Origin of the sequence: Brevibacterium pigmentatum, assembly GCF_011617465.1 — a bacterium.
Taxonomy (GTDB): Bacteria; Actinomycetota; Actinomycetes; order Actinomycetales; family Brevibacteriaceae; genus Brevibacterium; species Brevibacterium pigmentatum.
This window is the reverse complement of sequence record NZ_CP050153.1, coordinates 1,298,700-1,313,433: the sequence shown is the minus strand read 5'-3', so window position 1 is coordinate 1,313,433 and position 14,734 is coordinate 1,298,700. Positions and strand designations below refer to the sequence as shown.

Below are 14,734 nucleotides of genomic sequence, written 5' to 3'. Positions count from 1 at the left end.
TTTATGAGACCAGCGGCAGATCGATATCTGCGTGCGCAATCCGTCGCGCCACGCGTCTGACTCCGAGGCGAGCGACCTGCCCCGACTCGGTGAGCTGCACTCGGCAGACGATGACTCCGACGGGAGTGCCGATTCGGAAAGCCACCTCCTCAGCGGCGTCGGTCTTCTGAAGAATCCGCTTGTCGATGGCTTCATTGACAAGGCTTCCTTCGACGAATGCAGCCCGAGCCAGGGCGATCGCCGAGGTGATCCCGATGGCAGGATGGAGATCGAACATCGATACCATCCGCGCTGAGATGTCATAGTCTTCGGCGGAGATCTTCTCCCCCGAGATACTGGTGTAGTCGGACGGCGGTGCGATGAGCCCCACTTTGGGAATGGCAGGACTCGGCTCCTCGCCGTCGGTGCTCAGCCCCATCGACCTCGAGGCGGTCGCTCGGATCGCGATGAGTTCCTTGAGTCTCAGTCGGATCTCCGCGGTCATCCCAGCCCCGGACAATCCGAGCTCAGCGCCATTGACGAAACAGGCCGGGGCTCCGGCGTCGATGCAGCTCGCTGAGACCGTGGAATCCTCGAAACTCAGCCGAGTGACGGCCTCACCGGTCGGCAGCAGTTCTCCGGTGGAAGCGCCGTCGACGTTTTCGAAGAAGACGTTGACCGGAATGCCCGGCATCGAGCTTCCTGGAATCGTCTCGGATCCGTTCGCCGGAATCTTCCTTCCGGGGGTGGCCACATGAGCGACCACGACGGAGCGAGTGTTCTCATTCACCATCCTCACCGGAGTGATTTCACCTCCGGGTCGGACCAGGCCGTTCTGGATGGCATAGAGCGCAACAGCCGAAGCGCAATTGCCGCAGTTCGACGTGAACTCGACCGCCGACTGACCGATTCCGACCTGCGCGAACAGGTAGCTGATGTCGATGCCGGGGATCGCCGACGGCGAGATGACTGCGGCTTTGGAGGTCGTTGAGGAAGCTCCGCCGACTCCGTTGAGCTGACGTTCATCTCCCGACCCGAAGGCCGCAGACAAGGCTTGCGCGATTCCCGCTCTGTCTGCGGGCATCTCGTCATTGGCGAACAGCCAGCATTTGGATGTTCCACCTCTGTACCACTGTCCGTGGAGTTGACTTTCCACTCGCTTCTCCTTGATCCATCGCCGCTGTCTGCGACGACGAACATCAAGTTTTCACATCGGCCAGTTAAGTTCAATCAACACTTATTTACATCTCTATAAGCTATGCTTAAACCATGAGTTCAGCGCCCTACAACGTCGATCGGCTGCTTGTCCTGCTTCTCGTCTTTCGGACAGGCAGCCTCTCCGCCGCTGCCGACGAACTCGCGTTATCGACCTCGGCGGTGTCTCAGCAGATCAGCAAATTGGAACGCGAAGTCGGTCTGCCGCTGGTCGTCCGACACCCGAAGGGCATGCGCCTGACAGATGCCGGGGTCAAACTCTCCGCTTATGCGGCAACTATCGACAATGCGCTCACAGCCGCGCGAAACGATATGTCCGCGTTTGCCCAGCTGGACCGGGGTGAAGTGCGGATCGCCACTTTTCCGACCTTCGCCGCCTCGGTGATGCCGAAGATCCTTCAGCATTTCCATGAGCTGCATCCGGACCTTGATGTGACGGTCAAGAGCTACCGCCTCGACCGCATCCAAGAAGCGCTCGAACGGCGCGAGGTCGATCTCGCGACGCTATGGGACTACCCCTGGGCCCCCATCGACGACCAGATCCCGGTGTCAACGACATTGCTCAAAGAGCCCACGATGCTGCTCCTGCCATCAACTCATGCCCTGGCCAGACGCAGAGTCGTAGACCTTCGAGAAGTGGCAGACAATCCATGGATCACGCGCTCTTCCCACCCCGTGGCCTCGGTGCTCGGACGGATATGCAGTGATGCCGGGTTCGCGCCGCGCATCGTCTTCGAGGCCAATGACTACCAAGAGCTTCTGGGCATGGTCGCCGCTGGGCTGGGGGTGGCCATCGCCCCTCGCCTTGCAGTCCATTCCCACGGCCCCGACGTGAAGGTCGTCTCCATCAGAGGAAATCCAGCGCCGAGACGCATCGTCCTTTCCCAACTGCCCGAACGAGTGCCATCACCGGCCGTGCTGTCTCTGGTCCGCGCATTCCGCAAGATCGCCAGCGCGAAGGAATGGCGGACCTAGCAGCTCCCTCCGACTCCAGGACCGAGCTTCCCCACAGGCGACGGTCTCAACGATGTACGCACTTTCGCATCAGCCCTCGATTGCCCACGCGGCCGCGTGCTCGCGGACGAAATCGCGCAGGCGCTCGACTACCCGGCCGGGTCGACGCACAGCCGAACACAGCGCGACCTCACGCACGTATTCGGCCCCGTCCAGAGCCACCTCGGTGATTCCGTCGACCGGACGCACCGCGGGCGGGATCAATGCCACGCCCATTCCACGACCGACGAATTCGCGGATCGTCGAGAACTCGGTGACCTCGATCTTCACTTCCGGATCGAATCCGCTGGCCTGACACCAGTGGTCGGTCAGCACCCGGAGGTTGTAACTCGCAGGGGTGGCGATGAATTCCTCGTACTCCAAGCGATCCAGGGTGATGCTGCGGACACCTGCCAGCGGGTGCACATCGGGCAGCGCCGCGATGATCGTCTGCCGTGCGAGCACCTCGTGGCTGACCTCGGGCGGCGGCGGAATGATGATCGCCAGATCGAGGATGCCCCGCTGCAGATCAGCGACGAGCTCGGCACCGTGGGCCTGTTTGAGATCGAGGCGGATGCCCGGATGTTCGCGGTTGAAGACCGCGAGCAGATCGGGCACCTCACCGGCACCCATCGTCAGGGGAAACCCGAACCTGATCCTGCCGTGCTCGGGATCGGCTGCCTCGGCGAGATCGACCAATGCCGCATCGATCTCCCTCAGCGGGGCACGCACCGAGCCCACGAGATCGATGGCCGCCGTCGTCAGACCGATGGCGCGACCGCGCGGGACGGTCAAGGCCATGCCGAGGTGGCGCTCGAGTGCGTGGATCCGTCGACTCATCGTGGACTGGGGTATGCCGAGGGCGGCCGCCGCCTCGGTCAGGTGACTGTCCTGATCAGCCAGTTCGACGAGTTCCCGCAGCGCCGTCAGCGGCGCCGTCCGAGCGTCGGATGATCGTTCCATATTCGGATCATACATATCCAATCGCTCATTGGACGGATGATTCGCGTAGGCGCATGGTGAGAACATGACTGCGAACCCCACGCACACCGACCAGCTGCCCGACGCCGATGTCGTCCTCATCGGCGCGGGCATCATGTCCGCAACGCTGAGCTCGATGTTGACCCTGCTCGACCCCGAACTGCGGATCCTCGTCCTCGAGAAGGCCCCGGACTCAGCAGGCGAGAGCAGCGAGGCCTGGAACAATGCCGGCACCGGACATTCGGGGTACTGCGAACTCAACTACATGCCCGATCCCGCGGACGGATCGAAGCCGCGACACATTGCCGAGCAGTTCCACCTCACCAGGCAATGGTGGGCACATCTTGTTCGGCAGGGCCTCCTCGATCCGACGGATTTCGTCCACACGACGCCGCATATGAACCTGGTGTTCGGTCGCGACGACGTCGCTTACCTGCGCCGCCGTGTCGACACTCTGCGTGCCGATCCCCTCTTCGCTGAGATGGAGCACACAGAGGATCCGGACACTATCGCCCGGTGGGCTCCCCTGACGATGGAGGGGCGGGTCGACGACGGCGAACCAATCGCCGCCGCCCGGCACCTCCGCGGCACCGACGTCGATTTCGGCGCCCTGACTCGGGCTCTGCTCACGCTCGGATCCACCGAGGTGCTTACCGGCCACGGTGTGACCGGGATTGAACGGGAAGCAGACGGATGGTCGATCACGGGATCGTCATCAATGGGATCGTTCGCTGTGCGGGCAGGCACCGTCTTCGTCGGGGCAGGCGGCTTCGCGCTCAGAATCCTGCAGAAGGCGAAGGTCCCCGAAATCCGCGGGTATGCCGTCCTGCCGGTCGGGGCCGCTTTCTACCGGTGCTCGACTCCGGCGGTCGTTGCCCGCCATGATGCGAAAGTCTACGGTCAGGCCGACGTGGGCGCTCCGCCGATGTCGGTGCCGCACCTGGACAGACGCGTCGTCGACGGCGAGGAGCACCTGATGTTCGGTCCGTATGCGACGTTCAGCACGAAGCTGCTCAAGCACGGTCGGCTCTCCGATTCCTTCACGACTGTTCGACCCGACAATCTGCATGTCATCGCGGCCGCCGGTCTGCAGAACCTCAGCCTCGTGTCATTCCTCGTCAAGGAGCTCGCCGCCAGCCCGTCCCGGAAGTTCGCGCAGCTGCAGCGCTTCTTCCCCCGGGCTCGACGCAACGAGTGGACGCTGCTGCCGGCCGGGCAGAGGGCCCAGCTGGTCAAACCGGATCGGAAGAAGATCGGCGTCCTGCAGCAGGGCACCGAACTCGTCGTCTCCGCCGACGGATCGATCGCGGGCCTCATCGGAGCCTCCCCCGGAGCGTCGACAGCGGTGCCGATCATGGTCGATCTGCTCAAGCAGGCTTTCCCCGCCCAGTGGCACGGCGGTTGGAAGTCCCAGATCGCCGAGGCGGTCCCCGACCTCGGTCGCACCGACTGGACCACCGAGGCGGTCACCCGCTCTCATCACGAGACCGATGCCGCTCTCGGACTGTCTCCGGTCAGCTCCGAGTAGCCCGCGCGGATTTCCGCTGTGGACTCGGCCGGCGAACGATGGGTCTGACGAATGCCGACAGAAGTCGCAGATCAGAAGTCTCATCTCGCCGGTCGAGACGTTGGCGGAAAGGCACAGTGGAAATCCGCCAGCTTTGTGGCAGGTTGAATTGCATGGCAGGCGTTTCGACCTTAATGTGACTCACAACACTTACTGTTAGGGAGATCACACATGAGGCGCCTGTCCCGCAATCTCGTCGCAATCTGCTCCACCCTCGCACTGACCGCTGGGCTCGCTGCCTGCGGCGGAGGCTCCGACGAAGCCGGCGGTGCCGGCGACACGATCGTGGCCGAGACGGCCTTCAACCTCAAGACGATCGACCCCCATCGACAATTCGAGTTCACCGGGTCGACGATCGACAACGCCATCTACCAGACGGCCCTCGAATTCGAGGACGGCGACCTCACCAAGCCGACCGACGGCCTCTGCTCGTACGAGATGTCCGAGGACAACAAGGAGATGACGCTGACCCTCAAGGACGAGGACGCGAAATTCTCCAACGGCGATCCCGTCACCGCCGACGACATCGTCTTCTCCTTCGAACGCCTTCAGGGCATCAAAGGCAACCCCTCCTTCTTCCTCGAGGGGGTCAAGGTGAAGAAGGTCGACGACAAGACGGTCACGCTCACCAGCGCAGAACCCAATCCCGCACTGCCCTACATCCTCCCCAACTCCTCGATCGGCATCGTCAATTCGAAGGTCGTCAAGGAGAACAAGGGAACCACGGACGAGAACGACGGTGCCGAACAGTTCCTCAACGAGAACTCCCAGGGCTCGGGACCGTACAAGGTGGAGAAGTACGACGCCGACAGCCAGGTCGTGCTCACCGCGAACGAGCACTACAACGGTCCCGAACCGAAGTACAAGCGCGTGGTGATGCGCAATGTCTCTGCCGAGACCCAGCTGACCGATATCCAATCGGGTCAGGCGCAGGTCGCCTTCGACCTCAACGCCGATCAGGCGAAGCAGATCGATGAATCGATGGGCAAGATCTCCAGCCTGCCCTCGACTCGCAGCCTCTACATCTTCAACAACACGGATGAGAAGATCGGCGGCCCGGCAGCAGACCCGAACTTCCGCAAGGCCGTCATGGCGGCGATCGACTACGACAAGCTCACCGACCTCGCCGGAAAGGGATCGCAGCGGATGGCCAGCCTCGTACCGAACGAGTTCGTCGGCGCCGTCCCGAAGGACGAAGCGCCGGAACGCGACCTCGCAAAGGCGAAGAAGCTGCTGCAGAAGGCCGGCTACGACGGTGAGAAGGTTCCCTTCCACTACTCGAGTGACCAGGCCGTCAACGGAGTCGATCTCGCGCAGCTCGCCGAGACCCTGCAGGCACAGTTGAAGGAGGCCGATATCAACCTCGACCTCAAGCCGGCCCCGAGCTCGACTCAGCTCGACGGCTTCCGCTCGGCCAAACAGCCGATGGGCATCGGAACCTGGGGTGCGGACTTCCCCGATCCGACGAACTACAACGTCTTCATTCCCGGCGGCGACGTCGCCGATCGCGTGAACTGGAAGGACGACCCGAAGCTGAAGAAGCTTGCGGACGAAGCGGCCGAGGCGAAGGGCGATGCCCGCGACGCCGCCTACGCGAAGCTGTTCAAGGCGACCACCGACACCGCGGTGTGGATCCCGCTCGTCCAACCGGTCAGCACCATCGCCGTCGGTTCGAGCATCACGAAGTTCGTGTCCAACGCCGACGTCTCGTTCGACTTCGCAAAGGCAGAGTGAGGATGGCGGAAGCCACCACAGCGCCGCACGATGCTCCTGCCGCGTCCGCCTCTGGTGAGGCGGACGCGGCGCAGCGGATCAAACCGCCGAAGCTCCACCCGCTCCTCCGATTCATCCTCATCCGGATCGGGATCTCGATCATCCTGATCTGGGGCGTGACCGTGGTGACGTTCCTGCTCACCAATCTCGTGCCCACCGACCCGGTCGCGGCCATCCTCGGCGACCGGGCGGCAGCAGATCCGGAGATCGTCGCGCAGACACGGGAAAAGCTCGGCCTCGACCAGCCGCTCCTCGTCCAGTACTTCACCTACCTGGGCAATCTGCTCCAAGGAGATCTGGGCGTCTCCAACCAGACGCGCACGCCCGTGCTCGCCTCGATCGGTCAGGTCTTCCCCGCATCGATCGAACTCGGCATCGGAGCGATCCTCATCTCCGTCCTCCTCGGACTGCTGCTCGGTCTGCTCAGCGCTCTCAAACAGAACAGCATCGTCGACCACGCGATCCGCACACTCAGCCTCATCGGCATCTCGGCGCCGACGTTCTGGATCGCCACCGTCGCCTACTTCGTGTTCTTCTTCAAGCTGCGAGTCGTCCCCGGCGCCGGACGGCTCGACCCCTGGATCACCCCGCCGCCGAAGGTGACCGGCCTCTACACTGTCGACTCCCTCTTCGCGGGTCAGATGGCGACGTTCGCCAACGCGCTGGGCCACCTCGTCCTGCCGTCGTGCGTTCTCGCACTCTTCACCATCGGTCTGCTCACCCGGTTCAGCCGCTCCAGCGTCCTCGACATCATCCGACTCGACTACGTCACCGCGGCCAAAGCGAAGGGCCTGCCGGCAAGGACAGTGGTCTTCAAATACATCTTCCGAGGCGCCTTGGTCCCGGTCATCACCGTCGTCGGTCTGGCGTTCGGTTCCCTGCTCTCCGGTGCGGTGCTGACCGAGACCGTCTTCGCCTGGAACGGACTCGGCCAGTACGCCTACCGCGGGGCCACCACACTGGACCTGCCCGTCATCATGGGCGTCGGCCTCGTCATCGGCGTCGTCTACATCCTCGTGAACTTCATCGTCGACCTGATCTACGGCTTCGTGGATCCGAGAGTGAGGGTGAGATGAGCATCGGCACCCCGAAACAGCCCACCAATGCCCCCATCGCCGAGGCGGCTCACCACGATCCCGTCGTCCCCGGACTGAAGAGGTGGCAGATCCGCTTCCCGAAGGCGCTGCGCACTCCGCTGGGGTTCGTCGGGGCCGGGATCCTCGTGATCTGGCTGCTCGTGGCGATCTTCGCACCGCTGCTGGCACCGTTCGATCCTCTGGCGCAGAACTTCCCCCGGTTGTCGGCTCCCAACGGTGAGAATCTGCTCGGCACCGACACCCTGGGCCGAGACGTGCTCTCCCGCATCCTCGTCGCCGCCCGCACCACCCTGCCCGCCGCGGTGTTCGTCGTCATCTGTTCGGCACTGCTGGGCTCGGTGCTCGGCGCTATCGCCGGATACTTCGGTCGGGCCGTCGACGAGATCATCATGCGCATCGCCGACCTCGTGTTCGCTTTCCCCACCATCATCCTCGCCATGGTCATCGCAGCCGCCCTCGGACCGGGGCTGAAGAACGCGATCATTGCGATCCTGCTCGTCTCATGGCCGTCCTACGCCCGTGTCACCAGGTCGCTGGTGATGACGGCGCGCGGCAGCGAGTACGTCATCGCCGGACGCTTGCTCGGATTCAGTGCGGGCCGATCACTGGCCCGCGAAATCGCACCGAACGTCATCTCCCCGGTCGTCGTGCTCGCCACCCTCGATGTCGGTTCGGCGATCCTCACGATGGCCGGTCTGTCGTTCCTGTCTCTCGGCGCCGTTCCGCCGACGCCGGACTGGGGCGCGATGATCAGCGAAGGAGTCTCTCAGTTCGCGGCCTGGTGGATCGCGTTCTTCCCCGGACTCTGCATCCTCACCATCGTCATGGCGTTCAACTTCATCGGCGACAGTCTGCGCGACACTCTCGACCCGCATACCGCCCAGGAAGTCGGTGAGACGACCTCATGAGCATGATCAGCATCAGAGACCTCAATCTGTCGGTCACCACGGGGAAGAAGACCACTCATATCCTCAAGGACGTCTCCTTCGACCTCGAAGCAGGTCGCATCACAGGCGTCGCAGGAGCATCAGGGTCCGGCAAGACCCAGACCGGTCTCGCTGTGATGGGACTCTCCCCTGCAGGTGCGGAGCTGAGCGGAAGCATCAACTTCGATGGGGTCGAACTGGTGGGAATGCCCGCCAAACAGCACAACCGCCTGCGCGGAGTGCAGCTGTCGATGGTCTTCCAGGATCCGGCCTCAGCGTTCCATCCCATGCTCACGGTCGGCGACCAGATCACCGACCACCTTCGACACCACCAGAAGGTGTCGAGGAGAGCTGCCCTGGCCAAGGCCATCGAGATCCTCGGCCGGACCAGGGTTCCGCACCCGGAAGAAGCGGTGAAGAAATACCCCCACCAGTTCTCCGGCGGACAGCTGCAGCGCATCGCATTCGCCTCAGCGATCATCTGCGACCCCAAGGTCCTCATCGCCGACGAACCGACCACGGCACTCGATGTCACCGTGCAGGCGGGCATCCTCCGCCTGCTGCGTGAACTCTGCGACGACCTCGACCTCGCGGTGCTCCTGGTCACTCACGACTTCGGGGTCCTGTCGTCGGTCGCGGACACCATCGTCGTCATGAAGAACGGCGTCGTCGTCGAAACCGGCGAACGGGAGGCCATCATCACCGCGCCCCGACACGAGTACACACGCTCGCTCATCGAATCGCTGCCCGGAGCGGAGGTCTCCTCATGACATCGATCGACCAGGCTCCCACCGCCACCGCCGGTCACTCCCCCGCATCCGATGCTCCTCTGCTGTCGCTCGATTCCGTGGCGTGTGAGTACAAACTCGACGGCGGAGGTCGCTTCCGGGCAGTCAACGGAGTGTCTCTGCGGCTGGGTCGGTCAGAAGTGCTCGGACTCGTCGGCGAATCCGGCTGCGGAAAGTCGACTCTGGCCAAACTCATCTGCGGATTGGAGAAACCCGCCGGCGGCTCCATCACCTTCGATGGCCACCCGGTCAGAGCCCTCGGTCTGAAGAAGAGGGCGAAGGAACTGCTCGGGATTCAGATGGTCTTCCAGAATCCCTACGCGTCTCTCAACCCGCGCAGGCGCATCCGCGACCAGCTCGAGGACGCGCTGGCGCTCAACCCTGACGGCACATGGAGCGTCGAATCCCTGTTGGAGGCCGTCGACCTGCCGTCGGACTCGGCACAGCGGTACTCACATTCGTTCTCCGGCGGACAACGTCAGCGCATCGCCATCGCTCGTGCCCTGGCTGCGGGTCCGAAGGTGCTCGTCGGGGATGAGCCCATCGCCTCACTCGATGCGTTCCTCCAGGCCCGGATCGCTCGCATGATGCGCGACCTCGCCATCGACTCCGGCGCCTCGATGATCTTCATCAGCCACGATCTCTCGGTCGTTCGCGATATCGCAGACAGGGTCGCAGTGATGGAAGCGGGTAGGATCGTCGAGGTCGGTTCGACGGAACAGATCTGGAACGATCCGAACCACCCCTATACACAGAAACTCCTCGCTGCCATCCCGAAGGTGGACGGCAAGGGGTTCATACCTGGTTAGCCACGACAAGGAGAGGACATGAAATGGTGATATTGCTGCAAGGGGCCGAAGTCTTCGCCCCGGAACGACTCGGTCAGCAGGACATTCTCATCGAGGGGCAGCAGATCACCTACATCGGGGAGGTCCCCGTCGAAGCGGTGACCGACCTGCCGCATGCCTCTGTCATCGATGCCCGCGGTCTGACCGCCGTGCCGGGGTTCATCGACCCGCACGTCCACATCGCCGGTGGCGGTGGTGAGGGCGGATACGCCAATCGCACCCCGGAGATCCTCGTCAGCGACATCGTCAGCGCCGGGGTGACCACAGTCGTCGGCTGCTTGGGCACCGACGGTGTGACTCGCAGCCACGCGGATCTCCTTGCCAAGGCCCGCGCGCTCGAGGCCGACGGCATCTCCACATATATCTACACAGGCAGTTACCAGGTCCCGGCACGAACGCTGACCGGCACCGTCGTCGACGATGTCGTCCTCATCGACAAGGTCATCGGCGTCGGCGAGGTTGCGATCTCGGATCGGCGTTCCTTCCAACCGACGGTAGAAGCATTGGCCGAGCTCGTCAGCCACAGCCATGTCGGTGGTCTGCTCAGCGGCAAAGCGGGCGTCACCCACTTCCATGTCGGACCGTACTGGTCGCGTCTGGCCCCTCTGCACCGGCTGCTCGACGAGTACCCGATCGCCCCGCAGGCCGTCTATGCCACTCACATCACCAGGAGCACCGAGCTTCTGGCCGATGCGGTGAGCCTCGCAGCCAAGGGCGCCACCGTTGACATGACCGCGGGCTCGACGACCGCAGAGTCGGTCAGAGACTACATCGAACTCGGCGGCGACCTCACCCGACTCACTCTGTCGTCGGACGCCAACGGCAGTCTGCCCGAATTCGACGCGCACGGGCGGCTGATCGGCTTGGAAGTGGCCAAGCAGACCACCCTCTTCGAACAGGTGTGGGAGTGTGCCGAATTGCCCGGTATGGACCTGTCTCAGGCCCTCGCCCTCGTCACCTCCAATACGGCTGATGCTCTCGTGCTCGGGCACAAGGGCCGTCTCCGAAGCGGGTGCGACGCCGACGTCCTCCTCACCGATGACCAACACACCATCCGACTCGCCTTTTCCCGGGGACGCGAGATCGTCCGCGACGGCGAACCCCAGATCCGAGGAACTTTCGAATGAGCCGCGAACCCGGCACCACGACGACCCACACGGCCGACGTCGAGGAGAAGCTCCCGCCGCTGGGATGGTCTCTGGTTCCCCTGGGCGCGATGCTCGTGCTGCTGGCTGTGGGCTACGGCGTCCTCGGCCTCGCCCCGGAGCCGCTGTTGATCCTGTCTGCGATCATCGCCGGCTTGGTGGCTCTGCGCATGGGGCTGTCCTGGGAGGATATGCTGCTGGGGATCAGAGAGAAGCTCGATACGGCGATGCCGGCTCTGCTTGTGCTCATCTCCATCGGCATCCTCATCGGCACATGGATGATCGCCGGGACCATTCCGATGATGATCTACTACGGTCTCGGCCTCATCAGCGCGAAGTTCATCGTCCTCATCGCCTTCGTCATCTCGGCGATCGTCTCGGTCATCACGGGAACGTCCTGGGGTTCGGCCGGAACAGTGGGCGTGGCTCTCATGGGCATCGCCACGGGCCTCGACGCCCCGCTGGCAGCGACAGCAGGAGCGATTGTCGCGGGCGCATACTTCGGCGACAAGTTGTCTCCACTGTCGGATACGACGAATTTGGCACCGATAGCTGCGGGAACCACCCTCTGGGAGCACATTCGCCACATGCTCTACACCACGATTCCAGCCACACTCGTGGCGCTGGCGCTCTACCTGTTCGTCGGCATCAATCAGCACTCGGGAAGCACCGATTCGGACCAGATCAGCGCCGTCACAGGTACCTTGGACGGCCTGTTCTCCTTCAACGTTCTCCTGCTTCTGCCGATGGTCATCGTCCTCGCCGGAGCCGTGCTCAAACTGCCGACGCTGCCGACGATCATCGGATCGTCACTTGTAGCGGGGATCCTTGCGGCGATCTTCCAGAAGGTCAGCGTCGAATCGATCTTCGCCTCGACGGTCGACGGATTCACCCCGAACATGCTCGAAGTCGGGCCCTCAACGCTCGAGAGCCTGGACCCCGATGTCGTCGAGTTGGTGTCGCAGGGCGGGATGGCGTCGATGACCGGTGTCATCCTCATCGCGTTCAGCGCCTTCGCGTTCGCCGGAATAATGTCGCGGTCCGGTGCCCTCGAAACCATCATCCGCTCGCTGTTGAAGTTCGTGAAGCGCACGGGAGACCTCGTTCTCTCAACTGTCCTGTCATGCATCACGATGGCCGTCGTGACCGGCAACTCCTACCTCTCGATCATCGTGCCGGGCGAACTGTTCAAGAGGGCCTACGCCGACCGCGGCTTGGATGCCAAGAACCTCTCGCGCACCCTCGAGGACTCCGGCACCGTCATCGTTCCACTGATTCCGTGGTCCTCAGCGGGCGTCTACATGGCAGGAGTCCTTGGGGTCTCCGTCCTCGACTACGCACCGTGGGCGGTGTTCTGCTATGTCGGCTTCGCGTTCGCCATCATCCTCGGCTACACCGGGTTCGGCATCGCCAAACGTCGCTGAGACGCCTGATCGGATGATCGTTCCTCGACGTTTCCGGGCCACTTTCAATTTCAGCTGATGCGCGCCGACTTCCGCTGCGCGTACTCGGCCGGACTGAAGCCGGTGACGCGAACGAAGTCCGTGCTGAAATGCGATTGATCGAACCATCCGAAGTGTGCGCCGAGGTCGGCCAGATTTCCGTCCCACCCGCGGTCGATCGCTGCGACCGCGTCGATGATCCGTGCCCTGGCCAAGATCTTCTTCACTCCGACTCCGCAGAAGCTGCTGAATATCCGCTGCAGCGTACGCTCACCGATATCGGCTCTCTCCGCGAGGACCTTCAGGCTCACGACTTCGGGGTCGGACAGGATGTCGAGCACCCGTTTCAGCCGTTCGAACGACGGGGTCATCTGCGGCTGCCAGGACAGCAGCCAGCTTTCCACCGAAGCGGCCAATTCGCTGAAGTCGGGCGTCCCGGCTCTCTGCGACTGAGCAAACATCTCAGAGAGTCCGAGGTCGTCATCCAACCTCGGAAACCACAGTTCGGCAGGGACGGTCGAATCACGGATGCTCGCCGGCTTCTCCTCGGAGAACGCCAGTGTCGCACCCGGCTGAAAGTTCACGCCGAAGACTCCGCCGCGTCCGAAGATTCCCACATCGAAGCGACGCTTGGTGACCGGACCGGTCACCCATGCCCCAGGCCCGTCCACGTGCGCCCGCCGGCTGTCGCCGAACTCGAAGGTCAGATGGATGGTCGGTTCGGACAAGGTCGCCGTCTGATAGCTCTCGCCCTCCGGCAGATCCCACTCGACGGCCCAATAGCGTTTGACGAAGGGGCGCAGGCGCTCGGCGACGACACGAACGGACGAATAACGCGCATGCTCGAGCATCTCCCCCGGCTTGAGCACACGTCCGAAGAAGTGCTGCGGCAGTGACGCATTTTTCCTAGTGACGTCGTCGTCCATGGCACAAGAATGTCAGACATGACTCAAACACAGAAGACCGACACCGCCCCGACCGCTGCCGACAGCACTACCGCAACCCCCGTCGCCACTCTGGCGATGGTCACCCTCGACGCCCCGAACGCAGCCGTTCTCGGAGAGTTCTACTCCGCCGTCCTCGGCTGGCCCATCGCCTATTCGGACGAGAACTATGCGATGCTCACCGGCCCCAGCCATGCCCTGGGCATCGGCACGATCCCGGACTATCAGCGACCGAGCTGGCCCGACGACGGACACAAGCAGTTCCACCTCGACCTCGCCGCCGATGACATCGAAGCGGCAGCCGATCGCTGTGTCGCACTCGGTGCCTCCCGAGCCGAACCGCAGCCGGGCGAGACCTGGGTCGTGCTCCTCGACCCGGCCGGTCATCCGTTCTGCATCACGGACGCCAAGAACTGGGGCTGAGCATCCCGGCTGTCGTTCAGCCGATCTCTCGGCTCCGCCCTGCCTTGTCCACCCGCACAATGTAGTGCGACCCGTCCAGACCGTCGACGAGGATCGTCGCCGAATGCTTCTCATTCCCTCCGGTGACGATCCAGTTAGGTTTGAGCACACCGCGCAGACCGTCGGCGGGCGTGATGTCGATGCCCATCCCGAGTTTGACCGTCTTGACGACCTTCGCACGGGCCAATGATCGTGCGGTCCGCTCGGCCGCCCCCGGGCTCGGCAGCGGTCCCGCCTGCTCGCCGATCAGACTGGACCACTCCTCAGGGTCCGCGGAGGCGCCGCGAGGGGTGAAGTCCGCGATCATGCCCCGCCCGGACACCGCATTGACGAGCACGTCCATGCGCTGCCCCGGCCCGGCCGCACCCCGACGGAAGAATCCACGAGTGCGCACATCGAGGGCGGCCCACCAGAACGGATGGTGGACGATTCTCGCCTCGGCGACAGCGCCCGGGAGCTTGCGCTGGAAGGCGGCGAGCGCCTCGGCGGTAGTGACGTGCGGTTCCATTCGCACCGGATCCTCGACCTGCAGGTCCGGGCCGACCGGGTGCCCGGTTCCGATCTCAGCACTCAT

At 63.6% G+C, this 14,734-nt stretch carries 14 protein-coding genes; 10 read left to right on the top strand and 4 right to left on the bottom strand.

The genetic code is table 11. The features are described 5' to 3' along the window. Nucleotide 1: 1 nt before the first annotated feature. A complete protein-coding gene (locus GUY30_RS05890; protein ID WP_167194939.1) occupies nt 2-1,135 on the bottom strand; it encodes a PrpF domain-containing protein in 1,134 nt (377 codons plus the stop codon). Between the two features lie 113 nt (nt 1,136-1,248). Here GUY30_RS05890 and GUY30_RS05885 point away from each other — a divergent pair, with 113 nt between their 5' ends. Beyond that, entirely contained in the window at nt 1,249-2,169 is a 921-nt protein-coding gene (locus tag GUY30_RS05885; RefSeq protein ID WP_039207203.1) for a LysR family transcriptional regulator, read from the top strand. A gap of 69 nt (nt 2,170-2,238) precedes the next feature. Here GUY30_RS05885 and GUY30_RS05880 read toward each other — a convergent pair whose 3' ends face one another. Then, nucleotides 2,239-3,150 (bottom strand): LysR family transcriptional regulator, encoded by a 912-nt coding sequence (locus GUY30_RS05880; RefSeq protein WP_167194936.1) that lies wholly within the window; start codon nt 3,148-3,150, stop codon nt 2,239-2,241. Between the two features lie 64 nt (nt 3,151-3,214). Here GUY30_RS05880 and GUY30_RS05875 point away from each other — a divergent pair, with 64 nt between their 5' ends. From GUY30_RS05875 to nhaC, 8 genes are all read left to right on the top strand, one after another. Beyond that, nucleotides 3,215-4,696, top strand: coding sequence for a malate:quinone oxidoreductase (locus tag GUY30_RS05875; protein WP_167194933.1), 1,482 nt, complete (start codon nt 3,215-3,217; stop codon nt 4,694-4,696). A gap of 210 nt (nt 4,697-4,906) precedes the next feature. After that, the gene (locus GUY30_RS05865) at nt 4,907-6,469 is read left to right on the top strand and encodes an ABC transporter substrate-binding protein (RefSeq protein WP_167194930.1); all 1,563 of its coding nucleotides are present in this window, start codon (nt 4,907-4,909) and stop codon (nt 6,467-6,469) included. 2 nt (nt 6,470-6,471) lie between these two features. After that, entirely contained in the window at nt 6,472-7,584 is a 1,113-nt protein-coding gene (locus GUY30_RS05860; RefSeq protein ID WP_228281730.1) for an ABC transporter permease, read from the top strand. Further along, complete coding sequence (locus tag GUY30_RS05855; protein WP_167194927.1) at nt 7,581-8,513, top strand: ABC transporter permease; 933 nt, start codon at nt 7,581-7,583, stop codon at nt 8,511-8,513. Before GUY30_RS05860 ends, GUY30_RS05855 begins: the two co-directional genes overlap by 4 nt. Further along, nucleotides 8,510-9,301, top strand: a complete 792-nt coding sequence (locus GUY30_RS05850) for an ABC transporter ATP-binding protein (RefSeq protein ID WP_167194924.1) — start codon at nt 8,510-8,512, stop codon at nt 9,299-9,301. Before GUY30_RS05855 ends, GUY30_RS05850 begins: the two co-directional genes overlap by 4 nt. Then, entirely contained in the window at nt 9,298-10,128 is an 831-nt protein-coding gene (locus GUY30_RS05845) for an ABC transporter ATP-binding protein (protein ID WP_167194921.1), read from the top strand. The genes GUY30_RS05850 and GUY30_RS05845 overlap by 4 nt, the downstream gene beginning before the upstream one ends. 23 nt (nt 10,129-10,151) lie before the next feature. Then, on the top strand, nt 10,152-11,294 hold the full coding sequence (gene iadA, locus GUY30_RS05840) for a beta-aspartyl-peptidase (protein WP_039207196.1): 1,143 nt from the start codon (nt 10,152-10,154) through the stop codon (nt 11,292-11,294). Next, a complete protein-coding gene (gene nhaC, locus GUY30_RS05835; RefSeq protein ID WP_052239761.1) occupies nt 11,291-12,736 on the top strand; it encodes a Na+/H+ antiporter NhaC in 1,446 nt (481 codons plus the stop codon). Before iadA ends, nhaC begins: the two co-directional genes overlap by 4 nt. Before the next feature lie 50 nt (nt 12,737-12,786). On the opposite strand, the gene GUY30_RS05830 is transcribed toward nhaC, so the two are convergent. Then, complete coding sequence (locus GUY30_RS05830) at nt 12,787-13,680, bottom strand: helix-turn-helix domain-containing protein (RefSeq protein ID WP_167194918.1); 894 nt, start codon at nt 13,678-13,680, stop codon at nt 12,787-12,789. 18 nt (nt 13,681-13,698) lie between these two features. Between GUY30_RS05830 and GUY30_RS05825 the strand changes: the two genes are divergently transcribed. Next, nucleotides 13,699-14,121 (top strand): VOC family protein, encoded by a 423-nt coding sequence (locus GUY30_RS05825; RefSeq protein ID WP_062861351.1) that lies wholly within the window; start codon nt 13,699-13,701, stop codon nt 14,119-14,121. Between the two features lie 16 nt (nt 14,122-14,137). Here the strand turns inward: GUY30_RS05825 and GUY30_RS05820 are convergent, their stop codons facing one another. Further along, nucleotides 14,138-14,734, bottom strand: a complete 597-nt coding sequence (locus tag GUY30_RS05820) for a hypothetical protein (protein ID WP_167194915.1) — start codon at nt 14,732-14,734, stop codon at nt 14,138-14,140.